Source organism: Streptomyces kanamyceticus (assembly GCF_008704495.1).
Lineage (GTDB): Bacteria > Actinomycetota > Actinomycetes > Streptomycetales > Streptomycetaceae > Streptomyces > Streptomyces kanamyceticus.
Genome location: NZ_CP023699.1, coordinates 499719 through 526011 on the forward strand (window position 1 = coordinate 499719; position 26293 = coordinate 526011).

Sequence of the window (26293 nt, forward strand, 5' to 3'; positions counted from 1 at the left end):
CGTGCACGACCGCACCCCCGCGCCGTCAGGCCCGACCGAGCGGCGACTGCCCCGCACCCTGCACCCGATGGCCTGGTGGGTCTGGGCCCTGGCCCTGGCCACGGCGGTCAGCAGGACCAACAACCCGCTGCTGCTCTTCCTCGTGCTCGCCGTCCTCGGCTACGTCATCAGCGTGCGCCGCACCGAGGCGCCCTGGGCGCGCGGCTTCAAGTACTACCTCTACCTGGCGCTCACGGTCGTCGCGATCCGCGTGATCTTCCGTGCGGTCTTCGCCACCGGCATCACCCCGCACGACCACTTCCTCTTCTCGCTGCCGCACATCCCCACACCCGACTGGTACGCGGGGATCCAACTGGGCGGCCCCGTCTCCCTGGAGGCACTCCTCTCCGCCGCCGTGGACGGTCTGCGCCTGGCCTGCATGCTCTGCTGCATCGGCGCGGCCAACACCCTGGCCAACCCCAAGCGGGCCCTGCGCGTCCTGCCCGGCGCGCTCTACGAACTGGGAGTCGCCGTCACCGTCTCCATCAGCGTCGCCCCGCAACTGGTCCAGAGCGTGCAGCGGGTGCACCGCGCCCGGCGGCTGCGCGCGGGCCGCACCAAGGGCTTGCGCGCCCTGCGCGGCATCGTGGTGCCCGTGCTGGAGGACGCCCTCGAACGGTCGCTGCGGCTCGCCGCCGCGATGGACTCGCGCGGCTACGGGCGGTCCGGCACGGCGACGCGCCGTTCGCGCCGGGTCACCGGCACGCTCATGCTCCTCGGCATGTGTGGGCTGTGCGCCGGGTCGTACGGCCTGCTCGACGCCACCGCTCCCCGGCTGCTCGGGTTCCCCGCGATGGCGGCGGGCGCGGCACTGTGCGTGGCGGGACTGCGGCTTGGCGGGCGCCGGGTCACCCGGACCGCCTACCGGCCCGACCCCTGGCGGTTCGAGGAGTGGGCCGTGGCGGGCTGCGGCGTCCTGTCGGCCGTGCTGCTCTTCACCAACGTCGGATTCGACGCGGCGGAACTCAACCCGTCCATCTATCCGCTGAGTTGGCCCACGCTCCCGATGGTGCCCGCGGCAGCCGTCCTGCTGGCGGGCGCCGCCGGATTCCTCGCGCCGCCACCACTCCCCATCTCCACCCCGTCACCGGGCAGCACCGCACAGCGAGCCGCGCCCCGCACCCGGCACCCTCAGAAAGCCACCGCCAAGTGATCACCTTCGACCAGGTCACCGTCGCGTACGACGACACGACCGAGCCCGTCCTGCGCGATGTCGACCTCACCGTCGAGGAGGGCGAGCTCTGCCTCGTCGTCGGCCCCACGGGCGTCGGCAAATCCACCCTGCTCGGCACCGTCAACGGCCTGGTACCGCACTTCACCGGCGGCACGCTGTACGGCACGGTCACCGTCGACGGCCGCGACACCGCGGGCCACCCGCCCCGGGAACTCGCCGACGTCGTCGGCGTGGTGGGGCAGGACCCCCTGGACGGCTTCGTCACCGACACCGTCGAGGAGGAACTCGCCTATGCCATGGAGCAGTTGGCCGTACCCGCCGACACCATGCGCAAGCGCGTCGAGGAGACCCTCGACCTGCTCGGCCTCGCCGACCTGCGCCACCGCGCCCTGCACGAACTCTCCGGCGGCCAGCAGCAGCGCGTGGCCATCGGATCGGTCCTCACCGCCCACCCGCGCGTCCTGGTCCTGGACGAGCCGACGTCCGCGCTCGACCCGACCGCCGCCGAGGAGGTACTGGCGGCGATCACTCGCCTCGTCCACGACCTCGGCGTCACCGTACTGCTGGCCGAGCACCGCCTGGAGCGCGTCGTGCAGTACGCCGACCGGGTCCTGCACCTGCCGGGCGACGGACGCGTCGAGTCGGGCCCGCCCGCCGAGATGTTCCGCACCACGCGCGTCGCGCCACCGGTCGTCCAGCTCGGCCGCCGGGCGGGCTGGGACCCGCTGCCCCTCTCGGTCCGTGACGCCCGCCGCGCCGCGGCCCCGCTGCGCGCCCGGCTCAAGGACACCGCCGTACCGCCCGCCCGGCCGCTGCCGCCCGCATCGCCGTACGTCCGGCCGAGGCTCCTCGACGCACGTGGCGTCAGCGTCCTCTACCGGGGCCAGGTCCTGCCCGCCGTGCGGGAGATCGACCTGGAGCTGCGCGGCGGAGAGACCGTCGCGCTGATGGGACGCAACGGATCGGGCAAGTCCTCGCTGCTGTGGGCGCTGCAGGGGTCCGGTCACCGGACGGACGGCACCGTCCGTGTCACGCCGTGGGGCGTGTCCAAGGCCGATCCCTCCGCCCGCGCCCAGGACCCCGGCTCCGTCTCCCCCACCCGCGCCCGCCGCCTGGTCGGCCTGGTCCCGCAGACCCCGACCGACCTCCTGTACCTGGAGAGCGTCAAGCAGGAACTCGACCAGGCCGACGCCGAGTCCGCCACCGAGGGCACCGGGCCGCGCGCCCGCGACATCCTGGACCGCCTGGCCCCCGGCATCCACGGCACCACACATCCGCGTGACCTGTCCGAGGGCCAGAAGCTGGCCCTGGTCCTGGCGATCCAGTTGTCCGCCGCCCCCGGCGTCGTCCTCCTGGACGAGCCGACCCGCGGCCTGGACTACCGGGCCAAGGCGCAGCTCACCGACATCCTCGACGCGCTCGCCGCCGAGGGCAGAGCGGTCGTGGTCTCCACGCACGACGTGGAGTTCGTCGCCAGGACCGCCGACCGGGTGGTGGTGATGGCCGAGGGCGAGACCGTAGCGGACGGCCCCGCCGCCGACGTGGTCGTGTCCTCCCCCGTCTTCGCCCCCCAAGTGGCCAAAGTCCTTTCCCCCTTGCCGTACTTGACGGTGGATCAGGCAGTGGCCGGAATTGCCGCCGGGTCCGAGAAGGGCGGGGACGAGTGAGCACGGCTCCCGGGCAGTCGCGCACCACGGCGATCCGCGTCACGCCCCGTGCCGGAGTGGTCATCTCCCTGGCCGCCTTCGTCGGCCTGGTCGCCTTCTGCTGGCCGTTCGTGGTCGCCCCGGGCAAGTTCGGCTCGGCCTACGCTCCCCCGTTCATCTTCGGTGCCCTGTTGGTCCTCGTCCTCTGTGTGGTCATCTCCGAGATCGCCGAGGGCGGCATCAACTCCAAGGCGCTCGCCATGCTCGGTGTGCTCTCCGCCGTCAACGCGGCCATCCGCCCGCTCGGCGCGGGTACGGCGGGCATCGAGACCGTCTTCTTCATCCTCGTCCTGGCCGGCCGGGTCTACGGCCCCGGCTTCGGCTTCACCTTGGGCTGTACGTCCCTGTTCGCCTCCGCCCTCATCACCGGCGGCGTCGGGCCGTGGATGCCGTACCAGATGTTCGGCTGCGCCTTCGTCGGCATGCTCGCCGGGCTCCTGCCGCGCGCCACGGGCCGCCGTGAGGTGCTCATGCTCGCGGTCTACGGCTCGCTCTCCGGCTACCTCTTCGGCTTCCTGCTCAATCTCTCCTTCTGGCCGTTCTCCCTCGACCCGAACAGTTCCATCGCCTACCTGCCGGGCCTGCCCTTCACCGAGCAGTGGCAGCGCTACATCGCCTTCGACCTGGCGACCTCGCTCGGCTGGGACACCGGCCGAGCGGTCACGAACTTCGTCTGCATCACCCTCGCGGGCCCAGCGGTGCTCACCGTCTTCCGCCGGGCCGCACGCAAGGCCCGCTTCCAGGCGCCGATCAGGTTCGTGCCCCGCCGCACCTCCGCCGGGAGCGAAACCATCACAGATCGATGAGTGTCGGTGCACTGGGGGCACTAGCTCCCCAGGCTGACGACAGACGGCGCGTACCGCACAGGTTTGCGCGGCTGACGCACTCGGTGGACACGCATTCCAAACCAGCGCACGACGCACGCGATGCCGTTCACGCCCTAGCTTTCTGTGTCGACCGCAAGACCCGAAGCGCAGGGGGAAGCATCATGCGCACCATCCACACGGCGGGGCTCGGAGCAGTCGCAGCCCTGGCCGGTCTGGCAGGCGTACTCGCACCCACCGCACATGCCGGTACCGCGCCCACGCCCCAGTCAAAGCCGACCATGCTCGTTGCCGGAACCGCCGACACGGGCTACTCCACAGCGGGTTACTGCCAGAAGCGCATCCTGCGCTGGGGCTATGAGGGATACAGGGCCTGCGGCAGCAACAGGGTCATCGATGTCTCCTGGGACGGGAACAACACTCCCGACGAAACCTTTGTGATCGGACCCAACAACCACATCTACCACGTGTGGAAGCGGGCGGGCGGGTGGAAGGAGATGCCCGGAAACGGCCGGGCAAACACGATTCGGGACGCCTGCATGGGGCCCGGCTACCGAGGGATCATGGTCTGGGCAGGCAACACGACCTACTCAAACGGCTTCTACAGCGGCAAGTGGCACGGCTGGGAAAAGGGAACCTGCTAACACCTGAACCGACAGGCGCCCCCACCCCGGTATGGGTGGGGGCGTTGGCGTGTCAAGCCATCCGGCGTCCGCGAGTATCCGCATCAACGGCAAGATTCGCTACGCCAGCGGCGTCGAGCGAGCTTTCAGCCCCACCCGGAGGTGGGTGAAGCCGGCGATGAAAGTCGAGGCGAAATGCTGCGGAGGCCCTACGGGCTCGGGTGGGAGAACGCCCGCTCATCCCGGTTGGCCCAGCCGAGCCAGGCCGTGACCACCTCACCTCGGCGGATCGGCTGTCCACCAAGCTCGGTGTCGCGGATCGCGTATCAGAGCAGGTGGTTGACGGGTGAAGTCCAGCGCAGCCCCTCCTCGACGCACGACTTGACCAGCCGCGGATTCCGTCCCAGCAGGTCGTACTGCTCGGGGTTCTCGGCGAGGGCGAGCACGGTTCCCGCTGCGGCATATGGCGAGGTCACGTTGGCGCCGACCAGCTGCCCGGCCCGCCGGAGCGGCCCGTGATGGACCGGCCGGAGCTGCTGGCCACCGGCGCCTTGTGGCAACGGCTCGGCGAGGACCGGGACATCCCGGCGGGCGTGGCCCTCGCCCACGTCGTGGTGGCCGCCATGGGCTGTCCGGTAGAGGTGGCGCCTGGCCCGGCCGCCGACCTCCTCGGCCCAACCCTCGCCGCGCTACTGCCTGCAAGGGAAGGCGCGAAGCGGCTGGGCCTGGCGGGACCGGGGCTCACTGGGCCGGCCGCCGAGCTGGTGCTGGTGCCGGTCCATCCGCAGACCGGCGAGATGTGGCTGCCGAGCGGCGGCGTACTGCTCCGCAGCGGCTGGGGCGGCTGGGGCGGCTGGGGCGGCTGGGGCGGCTGGGGCGGCTGGGGCGGCTGGGGCGGCTGGGTGCTCTATCACCCAGCACACGCGCCGGCAGCCGATCCGGACGGCAGGCGGCCATCGAGCCGTGTGCGGCCACCTTCAGCCGGCCAGTTCCTCCCGTACCTGCCCGGCGCTGGGCACGCCCGGCAGTGTCGTGGAAGCGTCGGCCGGTTGGCCGCCCCCGGCCCCGGCCCTGGACGTGGCGGACGGCTTGTCGTTGGTCACCGCAGGCGACGCTGCCTCGCCGGACGACGAGCACCCGGTCACCGTGAGTACTGCCGCAGTCGCCAACCTCAGCCCCCACCGGCCCTGCTCACCCACCACGGCCTGTGCGCACACCCGGAAGCTCGCGGATGAAGCTCCTGCCCGCGCAGGCTATTGGCTCCAGCGCACCGACTGGCATAAGCCAGCACCGCCTCCGCACAGACCGGTTGGGGCGGACTCTTAGGCCGAGCTACACCATGACGGCCGCCATGTGTGTCGTACCAACCATGGAATCATTGCCCTCACCAGCAAGAATGAGTGAAGGAGACAAGACTTCCGCATGTTCGACGCCCTGAAGAACCTCAAGGACAAGGCCGAAGATCTCGCCGAGGCCCATGGAGACAAGATCTCCGACGGGCTCGAGAAAGTCGGCGATTTGATCGACGACAAGACCGGCGGAAAGCACAGCGACAAGATCGACACCGCCGTCGACAAGGCTCAGGACTACGTCGAGAAGCTGGGCAAGAAGTAGGGACTGAGCTGCATCGGCAGCAACCATGGGCCCGGGGCGCCGTGTTCAGGCGCCCCGGGCGACCGTTGGCCTGCTTCCACCCCTTCGGGACTGGGGCGGACACGCATCACTGACATCGACATGCGCCCTTTCCGCGGCCTGGCATCGGCACTCACCGCCAGCTGCGCTCGGCCGGGGTGGGCTGACTGGCTCCGTGATCGCCGGCGAAGCGGGCGAGGGTCTTGCCCTACCGGATCTTGATCCGTTCGTGGAGACGCTCAGGGATACAGACGGCCGCATTCAGGTTGCCGACCCTGGTCTGGTCGTGTCAGAGCAGAGGTCTTGCCCGCCCGTAAGCAGACGGGCGGGCAGGACGAAAGGGCTGCGGGCAGTCGCGCGCGTGCTCACCGACGACTGCCAATAAGCGGGGCTTCTGTTCGAGGGGCGGCAGCTCTTCATCCTCGCCGAGCAGCTCATCGACGGAGCCTTCCGGCGGGATGGCTCCAGCCGATTCCAGCGCCGGACGCAGCAGGTCGGGCTGGGTTCCGGCGGAGTCGTAGCCGAAGCCCATCTCGAAGTGCGGTTGCAGCGCGCCGTCGGCGAGACAGGTGAAGAAGGAGGGCGGATCGTCCAGCCGTGGGTCGAAGATCAGCACCTCGCTGCCGCGGGACGTTGCCGGGTCCAGGGCCCAACCTTCGCTGCCTACGCATTCCACGATGAACGACCAGTCGCCGCATTGTCCGATGCGGCCGGCGCAGTAGATCTGCGTGAGGTCGACCATGGCGTGGGCTTCCTGGATGGTGAGGGCCGGCCCGATTGAGGCTGGTGAGGCCCAACGGGAATCAGTGCTGTGCCCCACCAGTGGTCAGCAGCCTGTCACGGCTTGGGAACCTTGCAGGCCACGCTCACTTTGGACGCATCGCAGTGCACGAATTGGGGAAAATCAACCCAGTACGGGTCTTTGTCCAGCAACCGGTACTTGCCGGAGAAGCCCCTGCTGAACGCTCCCGCCCATCGAGGTGGAGTTGATCCACCCCGACATGGCCGAACAGCCGTACACCGACCGGTGTTGCCCCAGTTCACCGCCGGATGGCCAACGAGCGCCCTAGGCGCCGTGCGTCGCGCGGCGTAGCTTCCCCGACTGGTCCCAGACCCCGGCCAATTGCTGTAAACGCGCGGCCAGAGCGGAGGCGTCGAACTGACCCCGCCTCCCCACAGCCCCATACACCCGCAGGCCACAGCAGGAGCCCGTCATGTCGACCGTTCTCCCACACCCCGCCTTACCCTCGCGCACGCCGGAGGCCGAACGGTCAGCATTGCCCCGCTTGTCGCTGACCGTCGAGGCCGACCGGGCCGAACGCATCCACGACCTGCTGGGCGGGGCCGCCCAGAGCCTGCTCGCCGCGATCGGCGTACCGGCGCCGCTGGCCCAGCACCTGGCAGACGCGGCACGCGTCGCCGGCCACTACCTGGTCGGGCACAGTGAACGGCCCCGCTGCCAGCTGCGGATCACCAGCGACGCGACCGGAGTCACCCTGGACGTCAGCGACTACATCGCACCCGACACCGCCGGGCCACCGGCCTGGCTGCACGTCTCCCGTACCGGCCACCTCCGGCCCGCCCCCGCCCTGGCCCCTGGGCGCGCACGCCAAGAACGCACCAACCAGGGGCTGGACCTGCACCGCACCCCGGACGGCCACATCCGCCTCGCCTACCGCAGCCCCTGGCCCGCCCTTTGACCCTCCTCTCAGGATCCCGGCCGCTCGCCGACCCCGTGCAGCGGTGGCCAGGCCCGCCTGGTTTTCGCTCTCAGAGGGAACACGAGTCGTAAGAGCGGCGGGCTCCGATACGGAGGACCGTCGGCGGCACGGTGGCGGGGCATGCCCGGCCGACGGCGAACACCTGGTCAGGCGCAAGTTGACGCGGGGAAAATCATGGGCGCTGTTTCGTCCCGGGCCGGAGGCGTCACCCGGCAACCGGCAACCGGCAACCGGCAACCGGCAACCGGCAACCGGCAACCGGCAACCGTACATCAGATACCGGACATCGAGCATAAGAACGGTGTAGGCATATGCCTACGGCGAGGCAAAGCGCCGCAATCGGGCTGCAAAAGACTGTGTCTAGTCTCGGTTTCGCCTCCCTCGCCCGGGTGAATCGACGCAGGTAAGCGGGGTGTCGGCGCTCTAGGTTCGGCGTGATCGGCTGATGCCGCCGCCCGCTCTGGAGAGGTCATGTCCCACACCTCCTCGCCCGTTCCCGCCCCTGTCGCCGTCCCCGCCGAGACGGTGTTCCCCCGTGAAGAGGCCGAGCCCCGCGCGGTCTACGACGCCATCCGCGACGAACTCCTCCTCGACGGCCGCAGCCGGCTCAACCTCGCCACCTTCGGCACGACGTGGATGGAGGACGAGGCGCGTTCGCTGATGACCGAGACGGCGGACAAGAACCTCGTCGACACCGAGGAGTACCCACAGGTCGCAGACATGGAGGCGCGGTGTGTGCGGATGCTCGCCGACCTGTGGCACGCGCCGGACCCGTCCCATGCCGTCGGCTGCTCCACCACCGGATCCAGCGAGGCCGCCATGCTCGCGGGCCTCGCGCTCAAGCGGCGCTGGGAGCAACGCAGGCGTACGGCGGGCCGCGACACCGAGCGCCCCAACATCGTCGCGGGCGCCAACGTGCAGGTCTGCTGGAAGAAGTTCTGCTCCTACTTCGACGTGGAGGCGCGGCTCGTCCCGCTCGCGCCCGGCCGCCTGCACCTCACCCCGGAGATGCTCGGCGAGTACTGCGATGACCGCACCATCGGTGTGATCGGCATCCTCGGCTCGACCTTCGACGGTTCCTACGAGCCCATCGGCGACCTGTGCCTCGCCCTGGACGGCATCGAGGCGGCCACCGGAAACGACATCCCCGTCCACGTCGACGGGGCGTCCGGCGCCCTGGTCGCCCCCTTCCTCGATCCGGACCTCCTGTGGGACTTCCAACTCGCGCGCATCGCCTCCATCAACACCTCGGGCCACAAATACGGGCAGGTGTTCCCCGGGCTCGGCTGGGCGCTGTGGCGGGACGCGGCGGCCCTCCCCACCGAACTCATCCACCACGTCAACTACCTGGGCGGAGAGATGAACACCTTCTCACTTACTTTCACCCGCCCCGCCTCTCACATCGCCGCGCAGTACTACACCTTCCACCGCTACGGGTACGAGGGCCTGCGCCGTCTGCATCTCACGTCACGGCGCATCGCGCGCGGGCTCGCGGCCGGGATCGCCGACCTCGACCTCTTCGAACTGCTCACCGGGGGCGACGAGTTGCCCGCCTTCGCCTTCCGTCTCACCGACCGCGCGCACGCCCTCGGGCTGCACGAGCGCGGCATCGCGCTGGCCATGCGGGCCCGGGGATGGCAGGTACCGGCGTATCCGCTGCCGACGGGCCTGGCCGACACCTGGGCGCTGCGGGTCGTCGTCCGCACCGGCTTCACACCGCGCCTGGCCGCACTCTTCCTCGACGACCTGCGCAACGCGGCGCGGACCGTCATGCGCGCGTCGGTGGGGGTGGCGCGGGAGGGCCACGCCGAAGACGTCGGATCCGCCGAGCTGTTCCTACGCCGATCACCAGAGGCGGCGAACACGCACGTCCTCTAGCCTCGACGTGTCCGGCGTACCGGCTGGTGACCGGCGGACACCGCGTCAGCGTGGTGCAGACCGACCGTGTCGCCGGAGGACGACGTGGCCGTCCCGTGGCCGGGTGTTCCCCTCACATAGTGGCGGCGGGCAGGCCGCGGGTAAAGGGACGGCAAGATTACGGTGAGAACTGTTCGGCGTCCGGGCCGGTCACCTTCCGTTCGGGGCGGACGCCCGCAAAGCGGTGCCGTACCCATTGTCGTAGTCGCTCCGCGGGCCTCGGGAGCACGACGAACGCCTCGGCCTGGAGGCAGGCCCAGCCGATGCGGGGGAGGTCGCGGGCTGCCGGGTAGACGACGAAGCGGGGCTGCCAGCGGGGGCGGAACTTGGCGTTGAAGCGGTAGAGCGACTCGATCTGGAACCAGCGGGAGAGGAAGACGAGCAGCGCCCGCCAGCCGCGCAGCACCGGGCCGGCGCCGATGCGCTCGCCGCGGGCGAGCGCGGCGCGGAAGACGGCGAAGTTGAGGGAGACGCGGGTGATGCCGAGGCCGGGGGCGGCGCGCAGTGCGGCGACGATGAGGAGTTCGTTGAGGCCGGGGTCGGCGGTGCGGTCGCGGCGCATGAGGTCGAGGGAGAGGCCGTCCTCGCCCCAGGGGACGAAGTGGAGCAGTGCCCGGACGTGTTGGGTGCCGTCGGCATCTGTCTGGTGGGCGGTGACGACGACGCAGTCGCTGTCGGACGGGTCGCCGAACCGGCCGAGTGCCATGGAGAATCCGCGTTCGGTGGCGCTTCCCCGCCAGGCGGCGGCTGCCTCGCGCAGCTGCTGTTTCTGTTCGTCGCTCAGTTCGCGTACGCGTTGCACTCGGCAGGTGTAGCCACTGCGTTCGATGCGATGGACCATCTGGCGTACGTTGCGCATGGAGCGGCCGGTGAGGGTGAAGTCGGCGCAGTCGACGATGGCCTCGTCCCCCAGCTCCCATGCGTGGAGGCCGCCTTCACGGGTCCAGATCTGTGCGCCCAGTTCGCTGCAGCCCATGACGGCCGGGGTCCAGGCGTGCCGCGCGCATTGGTCGAGGAAGTCCTTGATGGCGCCCGGCCAGGCCTCCGGGTCGCCCAGCGGGTCGCCGCCGGCGAGGGCGACCCCGGAGACGACGCGGTAGGCGACGGCTGCTTTGCCGGTCGCCGAGTACAGGACGGTCTTGTCGCCGCGGAGCGCGAAGTAGCCGAGGGAGTCGCGCCCGCCTTCGCGCGCCAGGAGAACGCGCAGACGGGAGCTGTCGTCGGCGGCGGTGAGCCGGACGGGGCGCAGGGCCAGGTAGACGGTGGTCAAGGCGGTGAGCAAGCCAAGGGCGAGCAGACAGGCGCCCGCGATGTCGCCGACCCGGTCGTCGTCGTACGTCAGCGGCCCCGCCATTCCGACAAGCCCGTAGAGGACCTGCTGGAGGCGGTCGGTGAAGGAGATGCCGTGCCCGGCCTCCTGATCGGCACGGATGCCGACGATGAGCAGTCCGAGGCCGATACTGACCGTGCCGAGGAGCAGCAGGTTGCCCAGGGCACGGATCCTGCTGCGCGGATCGCTCTCGGCCCGGAACTCGGCGCGCAGCACGACGAGTGCGGCGCACAGCAGCGCGGAGACCGTGGCCGCGACGAAGGCGTGGTGGCGTACCCCCTGTATCAGCGCGCTGACGGCGAGCAGGGCGACGGACGCCTCCCACGCACGCCGTTTCCGGCGGCGCAGCCCCCGGGCGAGCAGGACGAGCAGCACGCCCGCGACGAGAGTGGCGGCGCGCGTCACGTCCTCGGTGAGGCCGGGGACGTAGGACGCGACGCGTTCGATGCGGTCGGGGCGCATGCGCGGTGAGACCGCCGTGGCGATGTCCACGAGCCCGATGAACAGGCACGTGTGACCGGCCACGGTGGCGGGGTGGGGTTTCACGGCGGTTCAGCGTAGACGCGCTGGTCACCAGCCAGGTAAGAGCCGGTGAAGGGGACGGTGAGAAGGCCCGGCGGAGCAAACCGGCTGCACCTCCAGAGCCTCTTTTCGTAGGAAAGCTGCCTCTTAACGGCAGTCACCGGTCGCGAGGAGAGGCGGAACAGACATGGGTCTGACGAGTCGGGCGCTGGAGTGCGTGACGGTCGTCGCCGCGCTGGGTTGCCTGGGGTTGACGATGTGGGTGTGGCCACGGCTGGCTCGGCGCGGCCCGATGGCCGTGCTCGGCAGGTTCGGGACCATCGTGACCACGCAACTGACGATTCTGACGGCGTGCGCGGTCATGGTGAACGCGCATTTCGACTTCTACGGCACCTGGGGCGAACTGATCGGTCGTGTCCCCACGGCACCCGTGCAACTCGCACAAGCCGATGGCGAGCGCGGCATGTACGGAACGCGCAGCCACCTCGTGGAGGCGGCGGGACCACAGGGACTCGACCGGGTGACGGGACTGCCCGCCGGGCCGCCGACGCGGGTGGGCCGGGTCGAATCGGTGCGGATCTCCGGGCGCCGCACGGGGGCTGTCGTCCCTGCGTTCGTCTATCTGCCGCCGCAGTACTTCCAGCACCAGTACCACCGCCAGCGGTTCCCGGTGATCGTGGCGATCAGCGGCTATCCCGGCGGCATCGTCAACCTCGCCCAGCACCTGCAAGTCCCGCAGACAGCCGCTCGATTGGAGCGGAGTGGCAAGTTCCAGCCGACAGTGATCGTCATGGTGCGGCCCACGATCGCGCCGCCCCGCGACACCGAATGCGTGGATGTGCCGGGCGGGCCGAAGGCGGAGACGTTCTTCACCAAGGACCTGCCCATGGCGCTGAAGGCGACGTACCGGGTCGGGCACGACCCCAGCGCATGGGGCGCCCTCGGCTACTCCTCGGGCGGTTCCTGCGCGCTGCAACTCGCCCTGCGCAACCCCGGGGTCTACACGGCGGCCGCCGCGCTCTCGGCCGACTACAAGGTCACCGACGATCTGACGACCGGCAGCCTGTTCGGGTCCGGTGCGCAGGCGCGGCGGCGGCAGGAGGAGCACGACCTGGTGTGGCGGCTGCGGCACCTGCCGGTGCCGCGGGTCTCGGTCCTGGTCGCGAGCAGCAGGCACGGCGAGCAGGACTACGGTCCGACGCTCCGCTTCCTCAAAGCCGTGAAGCCACCGATGACCTCGGCGCGGATCATCCTCGACAGCGGCAGCCACAACTTCACGACCTGGCGGCGCGAGATCGGGGCCGCGACCGAGTGGATGGGCAGGCAGCTGACGTTCCCCCAGGACACGACGGCCGCCCCGAAGCCGCACCGCACCGCCCAGGCGGCCTCGCCCGGATCGCGCCCCGTCCTCGGACACTGAACCGCGTTTCGCGCGGCCCGATTTCGTACCCTGCTCCAGCGTCGTCTCTGCCTTGCCCTTACCTCGCGCGACGACGCTGGGCCGGGTCCTGTCGAGCTCTTCCCGCCAGGCCTCGGGAACCCCATGACATACGCAGAACCGGCCGCACCGGGGCACATCAGTGTCGTCGTGATTGTCCGCTACGACGCCGTGTGTGCTTCCCACGCGGTGCGTTCCGCGCTGACCCAGGGGGAATCGGTGGCCGAGGTCGTCGTCGGCGACGCATCGGTCGACGGCACCTCCGACGCACTGCGCGCCCTCGCCGAGGGCGACCGGGTGCGCCTGATCGCCAGAGAGCACAACAGCGGTGGCTGCGGGTGGGCGTGCGCCGGAGGGGCTGTGTCGTGCTTGCGGAGGTACGACACAGCCTCCCCTACTCCGCGTTCACCGGCAGGCCGCGAGAGCCGTGCGGCGGCCTGGTGGCTCACGGGGTTCAGCTCATCAGGGGGAGGTTCCGCAATCCACTGGGCGGTGATCCGAAAATTCTGTGATCGAAGCCGCGACCGCTGGTTGATCACCCAGGGTGCGGCCTGGCCCGGCGGTCACCAGGATCACGGGCGCCGCGGCGCCAGGGGCGCGATCCACTACCTGGCACACATCTCCGGGATGCCGGGGAAGGACCGTCGCCCCGGGTCTGACAGGGTGACACCTTGTGATTATCTCATCGGAGGCGGCCGCCGGAATGGCCCTGGTCGAACTGGGACTGGCTCTGACGCCAGGCCCGAACATGGTGTACCTGGTGTCGCGGAGTGTCAGCCAGGGCCGCGCGGCCGGGCTCGTCTCGTTGATCGGGACCGCGGTGGGGTTCGTCGTGTACATGGCCTCGGCGAACCTGGGGTTGGCGGTGGTCTTCATCGCCGTCCCGTGGCTGTACATCGGTCTGAAAGCGGTCGGCGCGGCCTACCTTGCCTTCCTGGCGTGGCAGACGCTCAGGCCGGGAGGCCGCGGGTTGTTCGAGCCGCGCAGTCTCCAGCGGGACTCGCACTGGAGGCTGTTCCGGATGGGGCTGATCACCAACCTGCTGAATCCGAAGGTCGCCATCCTCTATCTCGCTCTCATCCCGCAGTTCATCGATCCCGCACGCGGCCACACCACGGCCCAGGGGTTCGCTCTGGGCGCCGTGCAGATCGCGGTGGGCCTGACCGTGAACGGGCTGATCGTGCTCGCGGCTGGATCAGTCGCTGCCCTGCTCAAGAGCCGTCCCGCGTGGGCCAAGTGGCAACGCTGGGCCACCGGGAGTCTCCTTGGCGTCGTCGCGATCGCCCTCGCCCGGGAGGTGCCTGCTCGCGCGCGGGTCTGACCTCCTTTCGAACGGGGCAAGTTGGGCGAGCGAGGCGGTCGGATGGTCACGCTGAGCAAAGCGAAGAAGCTGAAGCTGAAGCTGATCACGAGCCCGGCGACGACGACGCAGGGGCCCCGCTCGCTTGCCCGGCGGCCCCCACGGCAGCCTTAGATGCCGCCGTCGTACAGTTCAGGCACTGGTCCCGACCACCACCTGGGGGATGCGTGCTGCGGCAGCTGGAATACCTGGTCGCGCTGGCCCGCGAGCAGCACTTCGGCCGGGCCGCCGCCGCGTGCTTCGTCTCGCAACCCTCCCTGTCGGCAGGCATACGCAAGCTCGAGGGCGAACTCGGCGTCCCCCTCATCCGCCGCGGCATCCGCTACCAGGGGCTGACAGCCGAGGGCGAACACGTCCTGATGTGGGCACACCGCATGCTCGGCGAACACGCCACCCTGCGCCACGAACTGGCCTCCCTCAAAGGCGAGTTGAACGGCACCTTGCGCCTGGGAGCGATCCCCACCGCGCTGACTGTCGCCTCGCTCATCACCACCCCGTTCTGCGCCCGGCACCCGGCGGCGAAGGTCAGCCTGGAGTCGCTGCCCTCGCGCGACATCACCCGGCGTCTGACCGGTCTGGAGATCGACGCCGCCCTGACCTATCTCGACGACAGCACCCTGCGGGACGTACAGCGCTTTCCGCTCTACGAGGAGCGGTACGTGCTGCTGACCCCGGCCGACGGGCCGCTCGCCGAGGACGCCGAGGTGAGCTGGGCCCGGGCCGCGGCACTGCCGCTGTGTCTGCTGGCCCCGCGGATGCGCAACCGCCGCATCCTGGACGAGAACTTCGCCGCCGAGGGCGCGCGAGCCGACCCGGCCATCGAGTCCGACACCGTCGCCGGGCTCTACGCCCACCTCGCCGCGGGCCCTTGGTCCAGCGTCGTCTCGCACGCCTGGCTGCACGTCTTCGGCGTGCCCGAAGGCAAACGCGTCGTCCGCCTGACCGGCCCCGCCCACGGCCCCCGCGTCGGCCTCGCCGTCATCGGCCGGCATCCTCAACCACTGATCGTCAGGGCCTTGTTGACCGTCGCCCGCGGAGCGGGAGTGCGCGAGTCCCTGGACGCCCTGCTCCACCGCCACCTGGGCTCATAGTCAACTCCGCGCATCGATAGAACACTTCGATTTGCCCGCTCCCGCAGCCGGCCGCCACCGTGAAGGACATCCCGCGCATCCCGCCTCACGCGACTGAGGAGTCCAGACATGGCGAAGGTTCTGTGCGTGCTGTACGACGACCCCACCGGCGGCTACCCCACCGTCTACGCCCGCGACGATCTGCCCCGCATCGACCGCTACCCCGACGGCCAGTCGGCGCCCACGCCCCTGGGCGCCGACTTCACCCCTGGCCATCTGCTCGGCAGCGTCTCGGGCGAACTGGGCCTGCGCGCCTTCCTGGAGAGCCGCGGCCACACCCTGGTCGTCACCTCCGACAAGGACGGCGAGGGCTCGGTCTTCGACCGCGAACTGCCCGACGCGGACATCGTCATCTCCCAGCCGTTCTGGCCCGCCTACCTCACCGCCGAACGGCTCGCCGCCGCCAAGAACCTCAAGCTCGCCGTCACCGCGGGCATCGGCTCCGACCACGTGGACCTGGACGCCGCCATCGAGCACGGCGTGGCCGTCGCCGAAGTCACCTACTCCAACAGCATCAGCGTCGCCGAACACGTCGTCATGTCGATCCTGGCACTCGTGCGCAACTACCTTCCCTCGCACCGGATCGCCAACGAGGGCGGCTGGAACATCGCCGACTGCGTGGAGCGTTCGTACGACGTGGAGGGCATGCACGTCGGAACGGTCGCCGCCGGCCGCATCGGCCTCGCCGTGCTGCGCCGCCTGGCGCCCTTCGACGTCAAGCTCCACTACACCGACCGCCACCGCCTGCCCGCCGACGTAGAAGCCGAACTGGGCCTGGTCTTCCACGAGTCGACCGCGCAGATGGTGCCGCACTGCGACGTGGTCACCATCAACGCACCCCTGCACCCCGAAACCCAGGGCCTGTTCAACAGCGACCTGCTGGCCACCATGAAACGCGGCGCCTACCTCATCAACACGGCGCGCGCCCGCATCGTCGACCAGGACGCCGTACGACAGGCCCTGGAAAGCGGCCAGTTGGCCGGATACGCGGGCGACGTCTGGTACCCCCAGCCCGCCCCCGCCGACCACCCCTGGCGCACCATGCCGCACCACGGCATGACCCCACACATCTCCGGCTCGTCCCTGTCTGCGCAGGCCCGCTACGCCGCAGGAACACGGGAGATCCTCGAGGCGTGGTTCGACGGCAAACCCATCCGCGAGGAGTACCTCATCGTCTCCGCCGGCGCCCTCGCCGGAACCGGCGCCCACTCCTACGCCGTGAACGACACTCCGGCAAAGAGCTGAGCGGGCCACACCGAACCCGTCGCCGGCCCCAGCCCACGGGGGTCGGCGACGGTCCACAAAGTGCAGTTCCAGGATCCAGTGGAGGCGAAAGCGCCGCCCGACGGCCGTGCGATCGCGTGGCTGTCGCCGTCGGATTCGACCGCGCTCCCGAGGGCGGGCTCGGCTCACGGTCCGCGCCAGAGGTTGGCGAAGGCGGAGTTCTCGATGGTCCGCCTCTGGCGTACGGCCTCCAGCTCCATCACCGCGTCGTGGACGGCGGCCAGCACGGTCGTCACCGCCTCGTCATCGAGGCCGGGCTCATCGTCGGATCGTTCGTCGTCGATGCCCACGACCGAGGCGAGGGAGGCCAGGACGGGTTCCTTCTCTTTCCAGCGGTCGGCTGCACGGCGGCGCGCGGGCGTATCGACCAGTTCCACGCGCTGCGAGCCGAAGCCCAACCGGCCGCTGCGCTGCGGCCTCAGCTCATCGTTCTCCTCCAGGGCGGCCTGGTACGCGGCCGAGAGGTCTCGGCCCCGGCGCCACAGCCAGTCCTCGATCCGCTCGTACGGTGCCTGCCGAGTGAGCCCTGCCGCGGCCTCGCCCATGAACCGATCGTCCAGCGTCGGCTGTCCACCCGGCACGATGCGGTCGCCGTCCACGACCACCGCCCCGGCACCGATGAGATCGATCAGCTCGGCTCCCGCGAGTGCGAGGGACAGGTCGCCCTGTCCCACGGAATGCTTCAGGTCCATGGCAACGATGAACAAGTCTTGCGCCGTGGTCATGAACGGCTCCCCTCGCAGACATCAACAAAGGTGCATCCCCACCCACCGGACCCGCGTCCGAGGCCGGCCCGGCGGCGGGGCAACTGTCACCACCAGTATCGCCCCGCCCGCGCAGCCGAAGCCTTTCGGCTGCGCTGTCCTGCTCAAAGCTGTACTGCACCTCTACGCCTGGTCCAGCACCGGCTGCCAAAACCGCAGTGCTCAGGCGGGGCAGATGGGGAAAACGGCTGGTGTGGTCCAGGTACGAGGCATCCATAACTGTCGTCTTGCCCGCGCCATTCGCACCGATCGGGACCCGGAAACGCTCACACGGCTCAAGTGGTCAGACCGGCGCTGGTCAGCCAGATGTGTTCGCAGGTCGCGGATGCCCCTTGCAGCGTCTCTCGGGACTCCTGTGAGGCGTGGTAGAAGGTCCGCTCGATCATCCAGCACAGGGCGCGTGCCATCGCTGAGGCTTGTTCCGGTTCGGTGCCGGACTGGATGCCGGCCCGTTCCAGGACGGCGGTGATGGCCGTGATGAACAAGTCCGCCGTATGGCTCCACAACTCGCCGATCTCCGGCACGGTCAACGACAGGTCGATCGCCGTGCGCATGACCAGGCCGTGCTCGTTCCACAGCTCTACCGTGCGCTGCATGGCTTCTGCGATGGCCTGGCGGGGCTCGTCGGTCTGCGCGGTGGTCCGGGACCGTTCCCACAGATGCTCGACGGTACGCGCCACGAGTGCCACCACCACTTCTTGCTTGGAGCCGAAGTAGAAGTACAGGGCGCCGCGTGTGATGCCGGCGCCCTGGGCGATGTCGCCGACGGTCATGGCGTTGTAGCCCTTGTGCGCGAGCAGGGCTTCGCAGGTGTCCAGGATGGCCCGCTCCCGCAGATCGCCCTTGCGTTCGGCGCTGCGTCGGCTCCGCGCGGGGTGCTGGCCGGGCATCAGAGCTGAGCACCCTCGTCGAAGTCGGTTGTGCGGGAGAGCGTCTCCCATGCACGGATGTCCTCGTCCACGGCGGCGCGCGCAGTGGTGACCAGCCGCAGCGCGTCCGAGCCCAGGACGAGGTGGGCCGGCGGCTGGTCGACCGAGGCGATGCGCACGACGGCGTCTCCGGCCTTGGCCGGGTTGCCGAGCTGATTCCCGCTGGCCTTCTGCCGCGCTTGACGGATGGGCTCGAACAACTCGTCGTAGTCGTCGACGGTCCGCGCGGCGCGTGTCATGGACCGTCCGGCCCAGTCGGTGCGGAAGGAGCCGGGCTCGATCGCCGTCACGTGGATCCCGAACTGTGCGACCTCCTTGCCCAGTGCTTCGAGGATGCCTTCCAGGGCGAACTTGCTGCCGCAGTAGGCGGACATGCCGGGCACGGCCATGAGCCCGCCCATGGAGGTGACGGCCATCAGGCGTCCGCGGCGGCGTCGGCGCATGTGGGGCAGCGCTGCCTGCAGGGTGGCCACTGCCCCGAAGACGTTGATCTCGAATTGCCGCCGCACCTCGGCCAGCGGAGTTTCCTCGAAGGTGCCCTCCAAGCCGTAGCCGGCGTTGGCGATGACGACGTCCAAGGGACCGACGCCTCGCTCCACCTCCGTGATCACATCCGAGACGGCGTGGTCGTCCGTCACGTCCAGGATGCGGCCGTGAGCGTCACCGGGCTTGAGCCCCTCGAAGGCTCGCCGGTCCTCCTCGGAGCGGACCGTACCGACAACGGTGTGACCGGCATCCAGGGCAGCCTGGGCGAAGGCACGTCCCAGGCCCGTGCTGACGCCGGTGATGAGCCAGTTCTGCCTCTGCATTGCTCCTCCAGGAAGGTCTCACGGGGAGCAGGGCTGCTCCTCTTCCCAGAAAGTCTACACGGTGTCGATTTTTACCTTCGCAGTGTTGGTTCTGGTTCGCTCAACGGCATCACGCCTGGCCGGGGGCGATCCGGCCGCACCGGGACCGGGGCCCACCGGTGCACGCCCCTGTGCGCCCTGGCAGGTGAGCTGCGGTGCCGTCCCGCGAAGTCATTCCAGCCGTCACCGCCCACATCCGGCAGGTCCTGGCCTGGCATGATCTGGCGTCGCGGAGCATCACCGGGATGTCGAGTCGCGGTGACTGATGGACGCCCCCACGTGTCCGTGGGCTCGACAGCGAGACGCCTGGGAGGTTCCCGCGGGAGCACTACTGACAGTCAATGCGCGGTGTCGTGAAGATCGACAGTCGTGAACTCGCGGTCATGCCGTTGCCTTAGGGCAGGCTGAGCTCTTCGCGGGCGCTCGTTACCGAGCGCAAGACGCCGTCGGACTTGGTCCTCTCGGCCAGGTCTGTTGCTTCGAGGAGCATCGCTGCCGCATCGTCGCGCCGTTCTTGCTGAGCGGCGAGATAGACCAGACCGATCAGGTTTGCCGCGACTCCCGGCAGGAACCCCAGCTCCCGGCGCAGGCGCGTGGACTCCTCCAGGTGCGCGCGGGCCTCTTCGAGGCGCCCAGCGATGTGGTCGGCTATGCCGAGGTGCCGTAGAGCGTAGGACATCGTCAGCTGGTCGCCTGCTTGGGTGGCGAGCTCGAGGGCGCGTTTGAAGGCGGGCAGCGCGGTGTCGTTGTCGTCGCGTACGACCTGGTGGAAGCAGCCGATCCAGAAGACCGCCTCGCCCTGGCCTCGCGCGTCGTCGACTCGGCCGTAGATTGCCGCCGCACGCTCGAACAGCTCCAGCTCCAGTTCCAGCTCCAGTTCCAGCTCCCGTTCGTCTTCGACCCGATCCGCCAGGTAGCGGGCATGGATCACGCGGCCGCGGGCGAGCGCGAGATCCGCCTCGACCGCATCGAGGCCCTGCTCGGCTGTCGTCAGCGCACCGGTGTCGCCGCCGAAGACGGCACGCTCATAGAGGAGATGAGCCTGCGCGATTCGCTCGTCCACAGTCATTGGGCGAGCGTAACGACCCTGGACGAACTGGCACAGATGCCGAGCTTCTTCCGGCCTCCGGTGTTCGCAACGGTAGGCCGGTTCCGGCGGGGCATCCATCGATGATGTCGCTGCGGTACGGATTTCTCGCAGGCCCGGCGACACCTTTGCGAGCATGTCTATGCAGCATGAGTAATCCTCCCGCCGGATCATGCCACTGGGCGCGAATCAGAAGCGCTGAGTGAGGACCTCTGCACCCAGAAGCCCTTTGGGGCACTTGACGACGAGAGTCGAGCTGAGGCGCAGGAACGAAGTCGAGCGGACGCTCAACACCCTCAAGAACTCCCGCTCCGTAGCCACGAGGTTCGACGAGCGCGCCTATGTCTTCCAGGGCACCGTGAACGTCTCAGCGATCCGCCTCTGGCTTCGGGGATAGATCCATTATCCCTGCGCGGGAACGACACGGTGAGCGCACTCAACCCGTACCGCTTAGCGCGCAGTTCATCAGCGGGCCCGTGGCTGGGGTCGGGCCGTTCGCGAACACCGCCCGCCGCCGCGAAGCCGATCGACGCTCAGGCGCGGTTGGCGCGGATCTCGTCGTGGTGGTCGGCGACCCAGCCGATCAGTTGCATGACGATCTCGTGCAGGCCGTGGCCGAGCGGGGCGAGGGCGTACTCCACACGCGGCGGTACCTCGGCGTAGGCGGTGCGCGTGATCAGGCCGTCCTCCTTGAGCTGGCGCAGTGTGTGGGTGAGCATGCGCTGGGAGATGCCGGGGATCTGGCGCTGCAGGTCGGTGTAGCGCAGTGGACCGTCTTCCAGGACGGCGATGATCAGCATGCTCCACTTGTCGCCGACCCGGTCCAAGACCTGGCGGATGAAGGCCATGTGGTCGGCGGGGATGCTCGCGCACGGCCCGATCGCGGCCGCCATCTCCGTACCAACGCTGTCCTGCATGGCGCCCATTCCTCTCCGTCGCGCACACCGGTGTGCCTTTTGTAACGCCTTCCATACTGGCGCATCATGGCGTTACGAACAAATGAGAGGAATTGGAGGTCAGGCCGTGAAGGTAGAAATCTGGGCAGAGGTCACGTGCCCCTGGTGCGGGCTCGGCAGCCACCGTGCGGACCGGGCCGTGGAGCGGTTCGAGCACAGCGATCAAGTGCAGGTGGTCCACCGCTCCTTCCCGCTGGGTGCCGGCTTCCCCGCCGACCGCGCGGTCAGCGTCCGCGAGGCCCTGCTGAGCAAGTGCGGGGCAAGAACCGTGAAGCCTGGGACGCGGTCTTCCGTACGTACTTCGGCAAGGCCGAGCCGGTCTTCGCTCTGGACGATCTGCTCCGGCTCTCCGACGAGCTGGGCCTGGACCGTGATCTGACGCGTCAGGTGCTCACCGAGCGCCGCTACCGTGCCCGGGTCCAGGAAGACGCCCGCCGCGCTCAGCGCCTCGGCGCCACCGGTGCCCCGTTCCTCGTCGTCGACGGCCGCTACGGCGTCCTCGGTGCGCAGGACAGTGACACCCTGCTCGACCTGCTGCGTACCGCCTGGGACGAAACCCACCTGGTCACCCTCGCCCCCGCGGGCGACGCCCCGGGCTGCGGCCTCGGTGGCCGCGCCGTCCCGGCCCGGCCCTGACCCGTCACCCCAACCCCACCACCATCTCTGTGAAAGGCACAACAGCCATGTCGTACCTGCTGCACATCGACTCTTCCTCGCTCGGCGAGGCGTCCGTCTCCCATCAGGTCGCCCAGTCCTTCCGTGACCAGTGGCAGGGCCCGGTCGTCCACCGCGACCTCGCAGCCTCGCCGGTGCCGCACCTGAGCGCCGCGGGCATCACGGCCCGCATCACCGACCCGGCCCAGCACACTCCCGAGCAGGCGAAGGCGGCCGCGCTCCAGGACGAGCTGATCGAGGAGTTCCTGGGCGCCGGCGCGTACCTGTTCACGGTGCCGATGTACAACCTCTCGATGCCGTCGGTGTTCAAGGCATGGCTGGACCAGATCATCGTCACGGACCGCACCCTGATCTTCGACGGCCCCTCCCCGGTCGCGGGCCGTCCGGCCGTGCTGATCTCCGCCCGGGGCGGCGGCTACGGCCCCGGCACCCCCAACGAGGGCCTCGACTACGTGGTGCCCACCCTGGAGGCCGTCCTGGGCCACGACAACCTCCTCGGCCTGGACGTCACCACCGTGATACCCGAGCTGACCATGGCCCCCGTGAATCCGGCCCTGGCCCCGCTCCTTCCCCTGCACGAGGCATCCATGGCCGCCGCCCACGACCAGGCCCGCACGCTCGCCACGACCTTCGGCACGCCGCGTGCCGCCTGACGCGTCTCTCCAGGTGGTTCCTCTGTCCCGGTGAACGGCGGAGGCTTCGAGCGTGAACGTGGTCGTGGGCTGGTTCGCGCGTTCCGCGCGCAAGGTGCGCACGACGCCAGCGCGTTCACCAGGGCCGAGGATCCGGATTTCCTCATCGCCTTCGGTGCGGACCCGTTGACGTCCGGTGTGCCGGTTGGCCCACAAGCTCCCGCAACCGGCTCTTGAGCGCCCCAATCGGATCAAAGGCGCCCACGAGACCCAGAGGCTGGCTCCGCGCTACCGGGCGACCGGCATCGTTGAGCATGAAGAGCATGCCGCGCGGTTCGTATTCCGGAAGTATCAGACCGTTCTTCCGAGACAGGGCGCGAGCTCTCTCCCACTCCGACCGGGAATCGGTCGTCCTGGGCCGCTGCGTACGCGAACCCCGCACCTTTCCGGATCGCCCGGGAAGCACTTCCGGGATTTCCAGGTGTTCCGGCATGACGAACACCGTCCGCCCGAGGCAATCGTGGTCACAGAGCCAGGCCATCTCCCACTGCACCCACTGAGTCGCACCGGGAATCATCACCACGTACCGCGCTGCGGCGGCGAGCTGCGCGAACAGAACCCTCCACTTGTCGTCCGGCTGCTCCTCGATCCGGGCGACTCCGGGGCCGGAGATCGAAGGCCCCAGGGCGACCGTGGGGAGCTCGTCCCCCAAGGCCGCGTACAGCACCGTCTCGAAGTCGAGGTGCGGATTCCAGTGGCTCGTCTTTGGGACGGGGTCGTCCCACGGCAGCAGCATGTCGTCGGGATTCGGATCGAGTTCGAAGCGGTACGCGGGCCGGGCCGGCAGGTGGTCGGTCACCGTGAAGGACCTGAGGTAGAGCACGAAGGGCTCCACCGGGCGATCATGCGCGACGCCTTCCTTGATCGACCGGGCCCGCTGACTGCGCCAGTCATGCGTCCGTTCCAGGTCCTTCGGGTAGCGGAGGCGGAGTCCCAGAGCCGGGATTCGACTCAACGCGGCGATGACACCCACACCGCACAGGACGGCTGCCCCCTGCAGCCAGCCGTCCAGGTCCGTCAGTGTGTTTCCGCTCCACAGGAAAACGTAGAGCAGAAAGAACAAGGGAAGACTGAAGGAGTGGTAACGCACCCAGACCACCGAGCCGTTGTACGGATTCACCCCCCGCAGCCGTACGCCGAAGGGAAAGTAGATCCCGGCCGTCACGAAACAGGCGGCGAAAACGCTCCAGGCATTCCAGTGGAAGGTGACATCGAACCTCCCCACCACGGAATGCCACGCCAGGGCAAGACCTGCGGAATACGGATACCACAGCAACACGGTGAGCCACGTGCCCCATGACACACGCATGCCGAACCTGGCTGCGCCCGCGACCCTCACGAGGGGCACCGTGGGCGGCAGGACGGCGAGGCTGACGACCAGGACGAGTATGCGGGCCCACCCGGGAAGCCACACGGACATGGCGATGGTCACGAGCAAGGGTGTCATCGCACTCCCCCTCCGGTCCGCTTACAACACGCGTTGGGTCATGAGGCCCAGCAGACGGAGTTGCTCCCCCTTCAGCAAGGCGAACGACTCACGGACGTAGGTCACGTATGGGGCGCCCGGATGCCTGATCAGCACCTCGGGGCGGGCATCGCCAGCAGCAGGCTCGGCCAGAGCCACCTCGCATGCGGCGACATGGGAGCAGAACAGCCGGAGCGGCTCCGGCAACTCCGGTTCGACCAGGAGATCCGCGTGCTCGATGATCAGATCCCGCATCTTCCGGTTGGTCGGCATGAATGCGTAGGTGAACCAGCGGTCCCAGGTCGCACGTTCCTCCTGGGACGGATCGACCGTCCGCCGGTGCGCACGGGACGGCAGGACCGATCGCTGCAGCGCCTCCCATATGTGCTCGTTGCTCTCCACGAGGGCGTTGAGCGGGCCGTAGAGCAGGCGCAGTTGTTCGCCGATGCGGGTCACCCGGGTCTGCCGACGCTCGAAGCGCAGCTGGCTCCACTGGTTGAGCATGAAGGCCACGATCGCTACCACGAGTGTCGCGAAGGCCGTGATGACAGCCGCTATCATCCACGGCCCCTTCTACCGAGAGTGACACTCGCATGGCACAGGGGCATGGCTCGTATGGTTCCACGGCCGGCGGCGGCCTGGCGACGTTCGTCGAAACCAGGTGATCCCAGGCCCTGAGTATGGTTCGTGGTTACAGTGGATAGGCGGTCGGCTTACGGATGCTCAGCGATGGCTGGGCCCGCCGGTCAGTCAATGCCGTCGATGCCGTCGATGATGCGGAAGTCGCGCTCGACGCCGTCGGGGAGGGCCACCAGCGCCTTCTGGTACGCCTCGCTCTCGTATGCCGCGACGGCCTGTTCAAAGCTGTCGAACTCGATCAGGACGACGCGTTGCGTGATTCCGGCCTCGTGAGCGACGACTCGACCACCATGAGACGGGAGGCGGGACAGGACGCGCCCGCCCCCGGCCTGGACGGCTGGACCGGCCAGTTGGTCGTAGGCAGTCAGCCCCTCAGGGTCGGAAATGGCGGGGTAGACACTGACCCAGTAGCCCTTGGCCATGGATTCCTCCTGTGTTCGGACGGACACGTCCGACGTCGAATTGACACTCAGATCGATCGATCCCGGCGACCGTTACCGCGGTCAGTGGCATCGCCATATGCGGAGGCTAGGGCTTGATGTGCGGTCGAGGGAAAGACCGGTACGGAATAGACTCAGAACGGATCGTTATCAATCGTCGGGGAGGGTACGTGGCGCCGGATACGGTGAGCCTGCGGTACTTCCTGGTGCTGGCGCAGGAGTTGAACTTCACCCGCGCGGCCGCACGGATCGGTATCGCACAGCCCGCACTCAGCGCCCGGATGCGCCGATTGGAGGCGCAACTCGGTACGGCCCTGCTGGTCCGCGACACGCGTAGCGTCGAATTGACCACGGCCGGTACGGCTTTGGCGGAGTCCGCGCCGCCCGCGCTGGCGGCGCTGGACCGGGCATGGGACACCGCCCGGAGCGCGGCGGCCGGTGAACTGGGCACGCTGCGCATCGGATACAGCCTGAGCGCCGGTGCCGAGACGGTACCTGCCCTGGTGGACAGGCTGATTCGCGACAACAGCGGACTCGAGGTCGGCGCGGTCCCGATGGCGACACCGGAGATCTCCCCCGCGGTCGCCGACGGCCGCATCGATGCCGGGATCACCCGCGGTGAACAGCCGGGCCGCGGCGTGCGCCGGTTCCTGCTGCGGCGTGCGCGCATCGGGGTCCAGCTGGCGCAGCACCATCCGCTGGCCGAACACCCCGAGATCGAGATCGCCGACGCGGCCGCGTATCCGCTGCGACTCCCGGCCCGTGCGGCCAACCCCGTGATCCACGATCAGCTGTCCGCACTGTTCCGAGACACCCGACCACACCCCCGATTCCACACGCCCGCAGTCTCTTTCGACATGTCTCAGCGCGACCTGCGCGACGGGGTCACCCTCGCCCCGGCCGGAGAAGCCGCGGCCACGGCACAACCGGCCGGTCTCACCTGGCGACCGCTGCGAGGCGCCCCCAGCCTGACGATCCACCTGGTCCTCCCACGCGAGCAGTCGCCGCTGCACCGCCGCATCCGTGCCGTCGCCAAAACCCTGGCGCACGAGCTGCACTGGCTACCGGACTGACGCGCAAGAGGCCAAGCGGCTCTTG

General features: G+C 69.3%; 25 protein-coding genes and 2 pseudogenes. 16 read left to right on the forward strand and 11 right to left on the reverse strand.

The window, feature by feature from the left end; all coding sequences use genetic code 11:
• Position 1: 1 nt before the first annotated feature.
• The 4 genes from CP970_RS02010 to CP970_RS02025 all read left to right on the forward strand — a co-directional run bounded on the left by CP970_RS02010 (position 2) and on the right by CP970_RS02025 (position 4387).
• Entirely contained in the window at positions 2-1192 is a 1191-nt protein-coding gene (locus tag CP970_RS02010; protein WP_055552533.1) for a CbiQ family ECF transporter T component, read from the forward strand.
• Complete coding sequence (locus CP970_RS02015) at positions 1189-2880, forward strand: ABC transporter ATP-binding protein (RefSeq protein ID WP_055552531.1); 1692 nt, start codon at positions 1189-1191, stop codon at positions 2878-2880. The genes CP970_RS02010 and CP970_RS02015 overlap by 4 nt, the downstream gene beginning before the upstream one ends.
• Positions 2877-3725, forward strand: coding sequence for an ECF transporter S component (locus CP970_RS02020; protein ID WP_055552528.1), 849 nt, complete (start codon positions 2877-2879; stop codon positions 3723-3725). Before CP970_RS02015 ends, CP970_RS02020 begins: the two co-directional genes overlap by 4 nt.
• Positions 3726-3907: 182 nt before the next feature.
• Positions 3908-4387, forward strand: coding sequence for a hypothetical protein (locus CP970_RS02025; RefSeq protein ID WP_055552526.1), 480 nt, complete (start codon positions 3908-3910; stop codon positions 4385-4387).
• 305 nt (positions 4388-4692) lie between these two features.
• On the opposite strand, the gene CP970_RS02030 is transcribed toward CP970_RS02025, so the two are convergent.
• Positions 4693-4974 (reverse strand): hypothetical protein, encoded by a 282-nt coding sequence (locus tag CP970_RS02030; protein WP_150492878.1) that lies wholly within the window; start codon positions 4972-4974, stop codon positions 4693-4695.
• Positions 4975-5788: 814 nt separating this feature from the next.
• Here CP970_RS02030 and CP970_RS02045 point away from each other — a divergent pair.
• Positions 5789-5980 carry an antitoxin gene (locus tag CP970_RS02045; RefSeq protein WP_055555407.1) on the forward strand — a complete coding sequence of 64 codons (192 nt, stop codon included), beginning with the start codon at positions 5789-5791 and terminating at the stop codon, positions 5978-5980.
• A gap of 307 nt (positions 5981-6287) precedes the next feature.
• Here the strand turns inward: CP970_RS02045 and CP970_RS02050 are convergent, their stop codons facing one another.
• Positions 6288-6740 carry a DUF6461 domain-containing protein gene (locus tag CP970_RS02050; RefSeq protein ID WP_055555405.1) on the reverse strand — a complete coding sequence of 151 codons (453 nt, stop codon included), beginning with the start codon at positions 6738-6740 and terminating at the stop codon, positions 6288-6290.
• A gap of 544 nt (positions 6741-7284) precedes the next feature.
• Here CP970_RS02050 and CP970_RS02055 point away from each other — a divergent pair.
• Together CP970_RS02055 and CP970_RS02060 are read left to right on the forward strand one after the other, a co-directional pair.
• Positions 7285-7698, forward strand: a complete 414-nt coding sequence (locus tag CP970_RS02055; protein ID WP_055555403.1) for a hypothetical protein — start codon at positions 7285-7287, stop codon at positions 7696-7698.
• 492 nt (positions 7699-8190) lie between these two features.
• Positions 8191-9597, forward strand: a complete 1407-nt coding sequence (locus tag CP970_RS02060; protein ID WP_224058164.1) for a glutamate decarboxylase — start codon at positions 8191-8193, stop codon at positions 9595-9597.
• Between the two features lie 157 nt (positions 9598-9754).
• Here the strand turns inward: CP970_RS02060 and CP970_RS02065 are convergent, their stop codons facing one another.
• Positions 9755-11512 (reverse strand): phosphatidylglycerol lysyltransferase domain-containing protein, encoded by a 1758-nt coding sequence (locus CP970_RS02065; protein WP_224058167.1) that lies wholly within the window; start codon positions 11510-11512, stop codon positions 9755-9757.
• 163 nt (positions 11513-11675) lie between these two features.
• Between CP970_RS02065 and CP970_RS02070 the strand changes: the two genes are divergently transcribed.
• The 4 genes from CP970_RS02070 (at position 11676) to CP970_RS02085 (ending at position 16661) form a co-directional block, all read left to right on the forward strand.
• Entirely contained in the window at positions 11676-12908 is a 1233-nt protein-coding gene (locus CP970_RS02070; protein WP_079043656.1) for an alpha/beta hydrolase, read from the forward strand.
• Between the two features lie 694 nt (positions 12909-13602).
• On the forward strand, positions 13603-14247 hold the full coding sequence (locus CP970_RS02075) for a LysE family translocator (RefSeq protein WP_055549664.1): 645 nt from the start codon (positions 13603-13605) through the stop codon (positions 14245-14247).
• 206 nt (positions 14248-14453) lie between these two features.
• On the forward strand, positions 14454-15377 hold the full coding sequence (locus tag CP970_RS02080) for a LysR family transcriptional regulator (RefSeq protein WP_206188660.1): 924 nt from the start codon (positions 14454-14456) through the stop codon (positions 15375-15377).
• 108 nt (positions 15378-15485) lie between these two features.
• Positions 15486-16661: an NAD-dependent formate dehydrogenase gene (locus tag CP970_RS02085; RefSeq protein ID WP_055549661.1), complete on the forward strand. Its 1176-nt coding sequence runs from the start codon at positions 15486-15488 to the stop codon at positions 16659-16661.
• A 164-nt stretch (positions 16662-16825) separates the two neighbouring features.
• Here the strand turns inward: CP970_RS02085 and CP970_RS02090 are convergent, their stop codons facing one another.
• From CP970_RS02090 to CP970_RS02105, 4 genes are all read right to left on the reverse strand, one after another.
• Positions 16826-17425, reverse strand: a complete 600-nt coding sequence (locus tag CP970_RS02090; RefSeq protein ID WP_055549660.1) for a GOLPH3/VPS74 family protein — start codon at positions 17423-17425, stop codon at positions 16826-16828.
• A gap of 314 nt (positions 17426-17739) precedes the next feature.
• Positions 17740-18354, reverse strand: coding sequence for a TetR/AcrR family transcriptional regulator (locus tag CP970_RS02095; protein ID WP_055549659.1), 615 nt, complete (start codon positions 18352-18354; stop codon positions 17740-17742).
• Positions 18354-19202 carry an oxidoreductase gene (locus CP970_RS02100; RefSeq protein ID WP_055549657.1) on the reverse strand — a complete coding sequence of 283 codons (849 nt, stop codon included), beginning with the start codon at positions 19200-19202 and terminating at the stop codon, positions 18354-18356. Before CP970_RS02100 ends, CP970_RS02095 begins: the two co-directional genes overlap by 1 nt.
• A gap of 433 nt (positions 19203-19635) precedes the next feature.
• Complete coding sequence (locus tag CP970_RS02105) at positions 19636-20310, reverse strand: tetratricopeptide repeat protein (RefSeq protein ID WP_055549655.1); 675 nt, start codon at positions 20308-20310, stop codon at positions 19636-19638.
• A gap of 277 nt (positions 20311-20587) precedes the next feature.
• Between CP970_RS02105 and CP970_RS02110 the strand changes: the two are divergent.
• Positions 20588-20725, forward strand: a pseudogene (locus CP970_RS02110) (IS5/IS1182 family transposase); the annotation flags it as partial.
• A 136-nt stretch (positions 20726-20861) separates the two neighbouring features.
• Here the strand turns inward: CP970_RS02110 and CP970_RS02115 are convergent.
• Positions 20862-21254, reverse strand: coding sequence for a winged helix-turn-helix transcriptional regulator (locus CP970_RS02115; protein WP_055549653.1), 393 nt, complete (start codon positions 21252-21254; stop codon positions 20862-20864).
• A gap of 73 nt (positions 21255-21327) precedes the next feature.
• Here CP970_RS02115 and CP970_RS45455 point away from each other — a divergent pair.
• From CP970_RS45455 to CP970_RS02125, 3 genes and pseudogenes are all read left to right on the forward strand, one after another.
• Positions 21328-21462, forward strand: a pseudogene (locus CP970_RS45455) (DsbA family oxidoreductase); the annotation flags it as partial.
• A gap of 74 nt (positions 21463-21536) precedes the next feature.
• Positions 21537-21920 carry a DsbA family oxidoreductase gene (locus CP970_RS45460; protein WP_263406789.1) on the forward strand — a complete coding sequence of 128 codons (384 nt, stop codon included), beginning with the start codon at positions 21537-21539 and terminating at the stop codon, positions 21918-21920.
• Positions 21921-21967: 47 nt separating this feature from the next.
• Positions 21968-22612: an FMN-dependent NADH-azoreductase gene (locus CP970_RS02125; RefSeq protein WP_055549651.1), complete on the forward strand. Its 645-nt coding sequence runs from the start codon at positions 21968-21970 to the stop codon at positions 22610-22612.
• A 142-nt stretch (positions 22613-22754) separates the two neighbouring features.
• Here CP970_RS02125 and CP970_RS02130 read toward each other — a convergent pair whose 3' ends face one another.
• The 3 genes from CP970_RS02130 to CP970_RS02140 form a co-directional block, all read right to left on the reverse strand.
• Positions 22755-24083 carry a hypothetical protein gene (locus tag CP970_RS02130; protein WP_150492880.1) on the reverse strand — a complete coding sequence of 443 codons (1329 nt, stop codon included), beginning with the start codon at positions 24081-24083 and terminating at the stop codon, positions 22755-22757.
• A 36-nt stretch (positions 24084-24119) separates the two neighbouring features.
• Positions 24120-24677 carry a hypothetical protein gene (locus tag CP970_RS02135; protein WP_055549647.1) on the reverse strand — a complete coding sequence of 186 codons (558 nt, stop codon included), beginning with the start codon at positions 24675-24677 and terminating at the stop codon, positions 24120-24122.
• Positions 24678-24862: 185 nt separating this feature from the next.
• Complete coding sequence (locus CP970_RS02140) at positions 24863-25177, reverse strand: DUF1330 domain-containing protein (protein ID WP_055549645.1); 315 nt, start codon at positions 25175-25177, stop codon at positions 24863-24865.
• A 188-nt stretch (positions 25178-25365) separates the two neighbouring features.
• On the opposite strand from CP970_RS02140, the gene CP970_RS02145 reads away from it, so the two are divergent.
• Entirely contained in the window at positions 25366-26268 is a 903-nt protein-coding gene (locus tag CP970_RS02145) for a LysR family transcriptional regulator (RefSeq protein ID WP_055549642.1), read from the forward strand.
• The last annotated feature ends 25 nt before the right edge of the window (positions 26269-26293 follow it).

Excerpts from the sequence above, each read along its gene's own strand:
- CP970_RS02025 (WP_055552526.1), top strand. The coding sequence starts at position 3,908 with ATGCGCACCATCCACACGGCGGGGCTCGGAGCAGTCGCAGCCCTGGCC.
- CP970_RS02045 (WP_055555407.1), top strand. The coding sequence starts at position 5,789 with ATGTTCGACGCCCTGAAGAACCTCAAGGACAAGGCCGAAGATCTCGCC.
- CP970_RS02050 (WP_055555405.1), bottom strand. The coding sequence starts at position 6,740 with ATGGTCGACCTCACGCAGATCTACTGCGCCGGCCGCATCGGACAATGC.
- CP970_RS02060 (WP_224058164.1), top strand. The coding sequence starts at position 8,191 with ATGTCCCACACCTCCTCGCCCGTTCCCGCCCCTGTCGCCGTCCCCGCC.
- CP970_RS02070 (WP_079043656.1), top strand. The coding sequence starts at position 11,676 with ATGGGTCTGACGAGTCGGGCGCTGGAGTGCGTGACGGTCGTCGCCGCG.
- CP970_RS02085 (WP_055549661.1), top strand. The coding sequence starts at position 15,486 with ATGGCGAAGGTTCTGTGCGTGCTGTACGACGACCCCACCGGCGGCTAC.
- CP970_RS02090 (WP_055549660.1), bottom strand. The coding sequence starts at position 17,425 with ATGACCACGGCGCAAGACTTGTTCATCGTTGCCATGGACCTGAAGCAT.
- CP970_RS02095 (WP_055549659.1), bottom strand. The coding sequence starts at position 18,354 with ATGCCCGGCCAGCACCCCGCGCGGAGCCGACGCAGCGCCGAACGCAAG.
- CP970_RS02100 (WP_055549657.1), bottom strand. The coding sequence starts at position 19,202 with ATGCAGAGGCAGAACTGGCTCATCACCGGCGTCAGCACGGGCCTGGGA.
- CP970_RS02105 (WP_055549655.1), bottom strand. The coding sequence starts at position 20,310 with ATGACTGTGGACGAGCGAATCGCGCAGGCTCATCTCCTCTATGAGCGT.
- CP970_RS02115 (WP_055549653.1), bottom strand. The coding sequence starts at position 21,254 with ATGGGCGCCATGCAGGACAGCGTTGGTACGGAGATGGCGGCCGCGATC.
- CP970_RS02125 (WP_055549651.1), top strand. The coding sequence starts at position 21,968 with ATGTCGTACCTGCTGCACATCGACTCTTCCTCGCTCGGCGAGGCGTCC.
- CP970_RS02135 (WP_055549647.1), bottom strand. The coding sequence starts at position 24,677 with ATGATAGCGGCTGTCATCACGGCCTTCGCGACACTCGTGGTAGCGATC.
- CP970_RS02140 (WP_055549645.1), bottom strand. The coding sequence starts at position 25,177 with ATGGCCAAGGGCTACTGGGTCAGTGTCTACCCCGCCATTTCCGACCCT.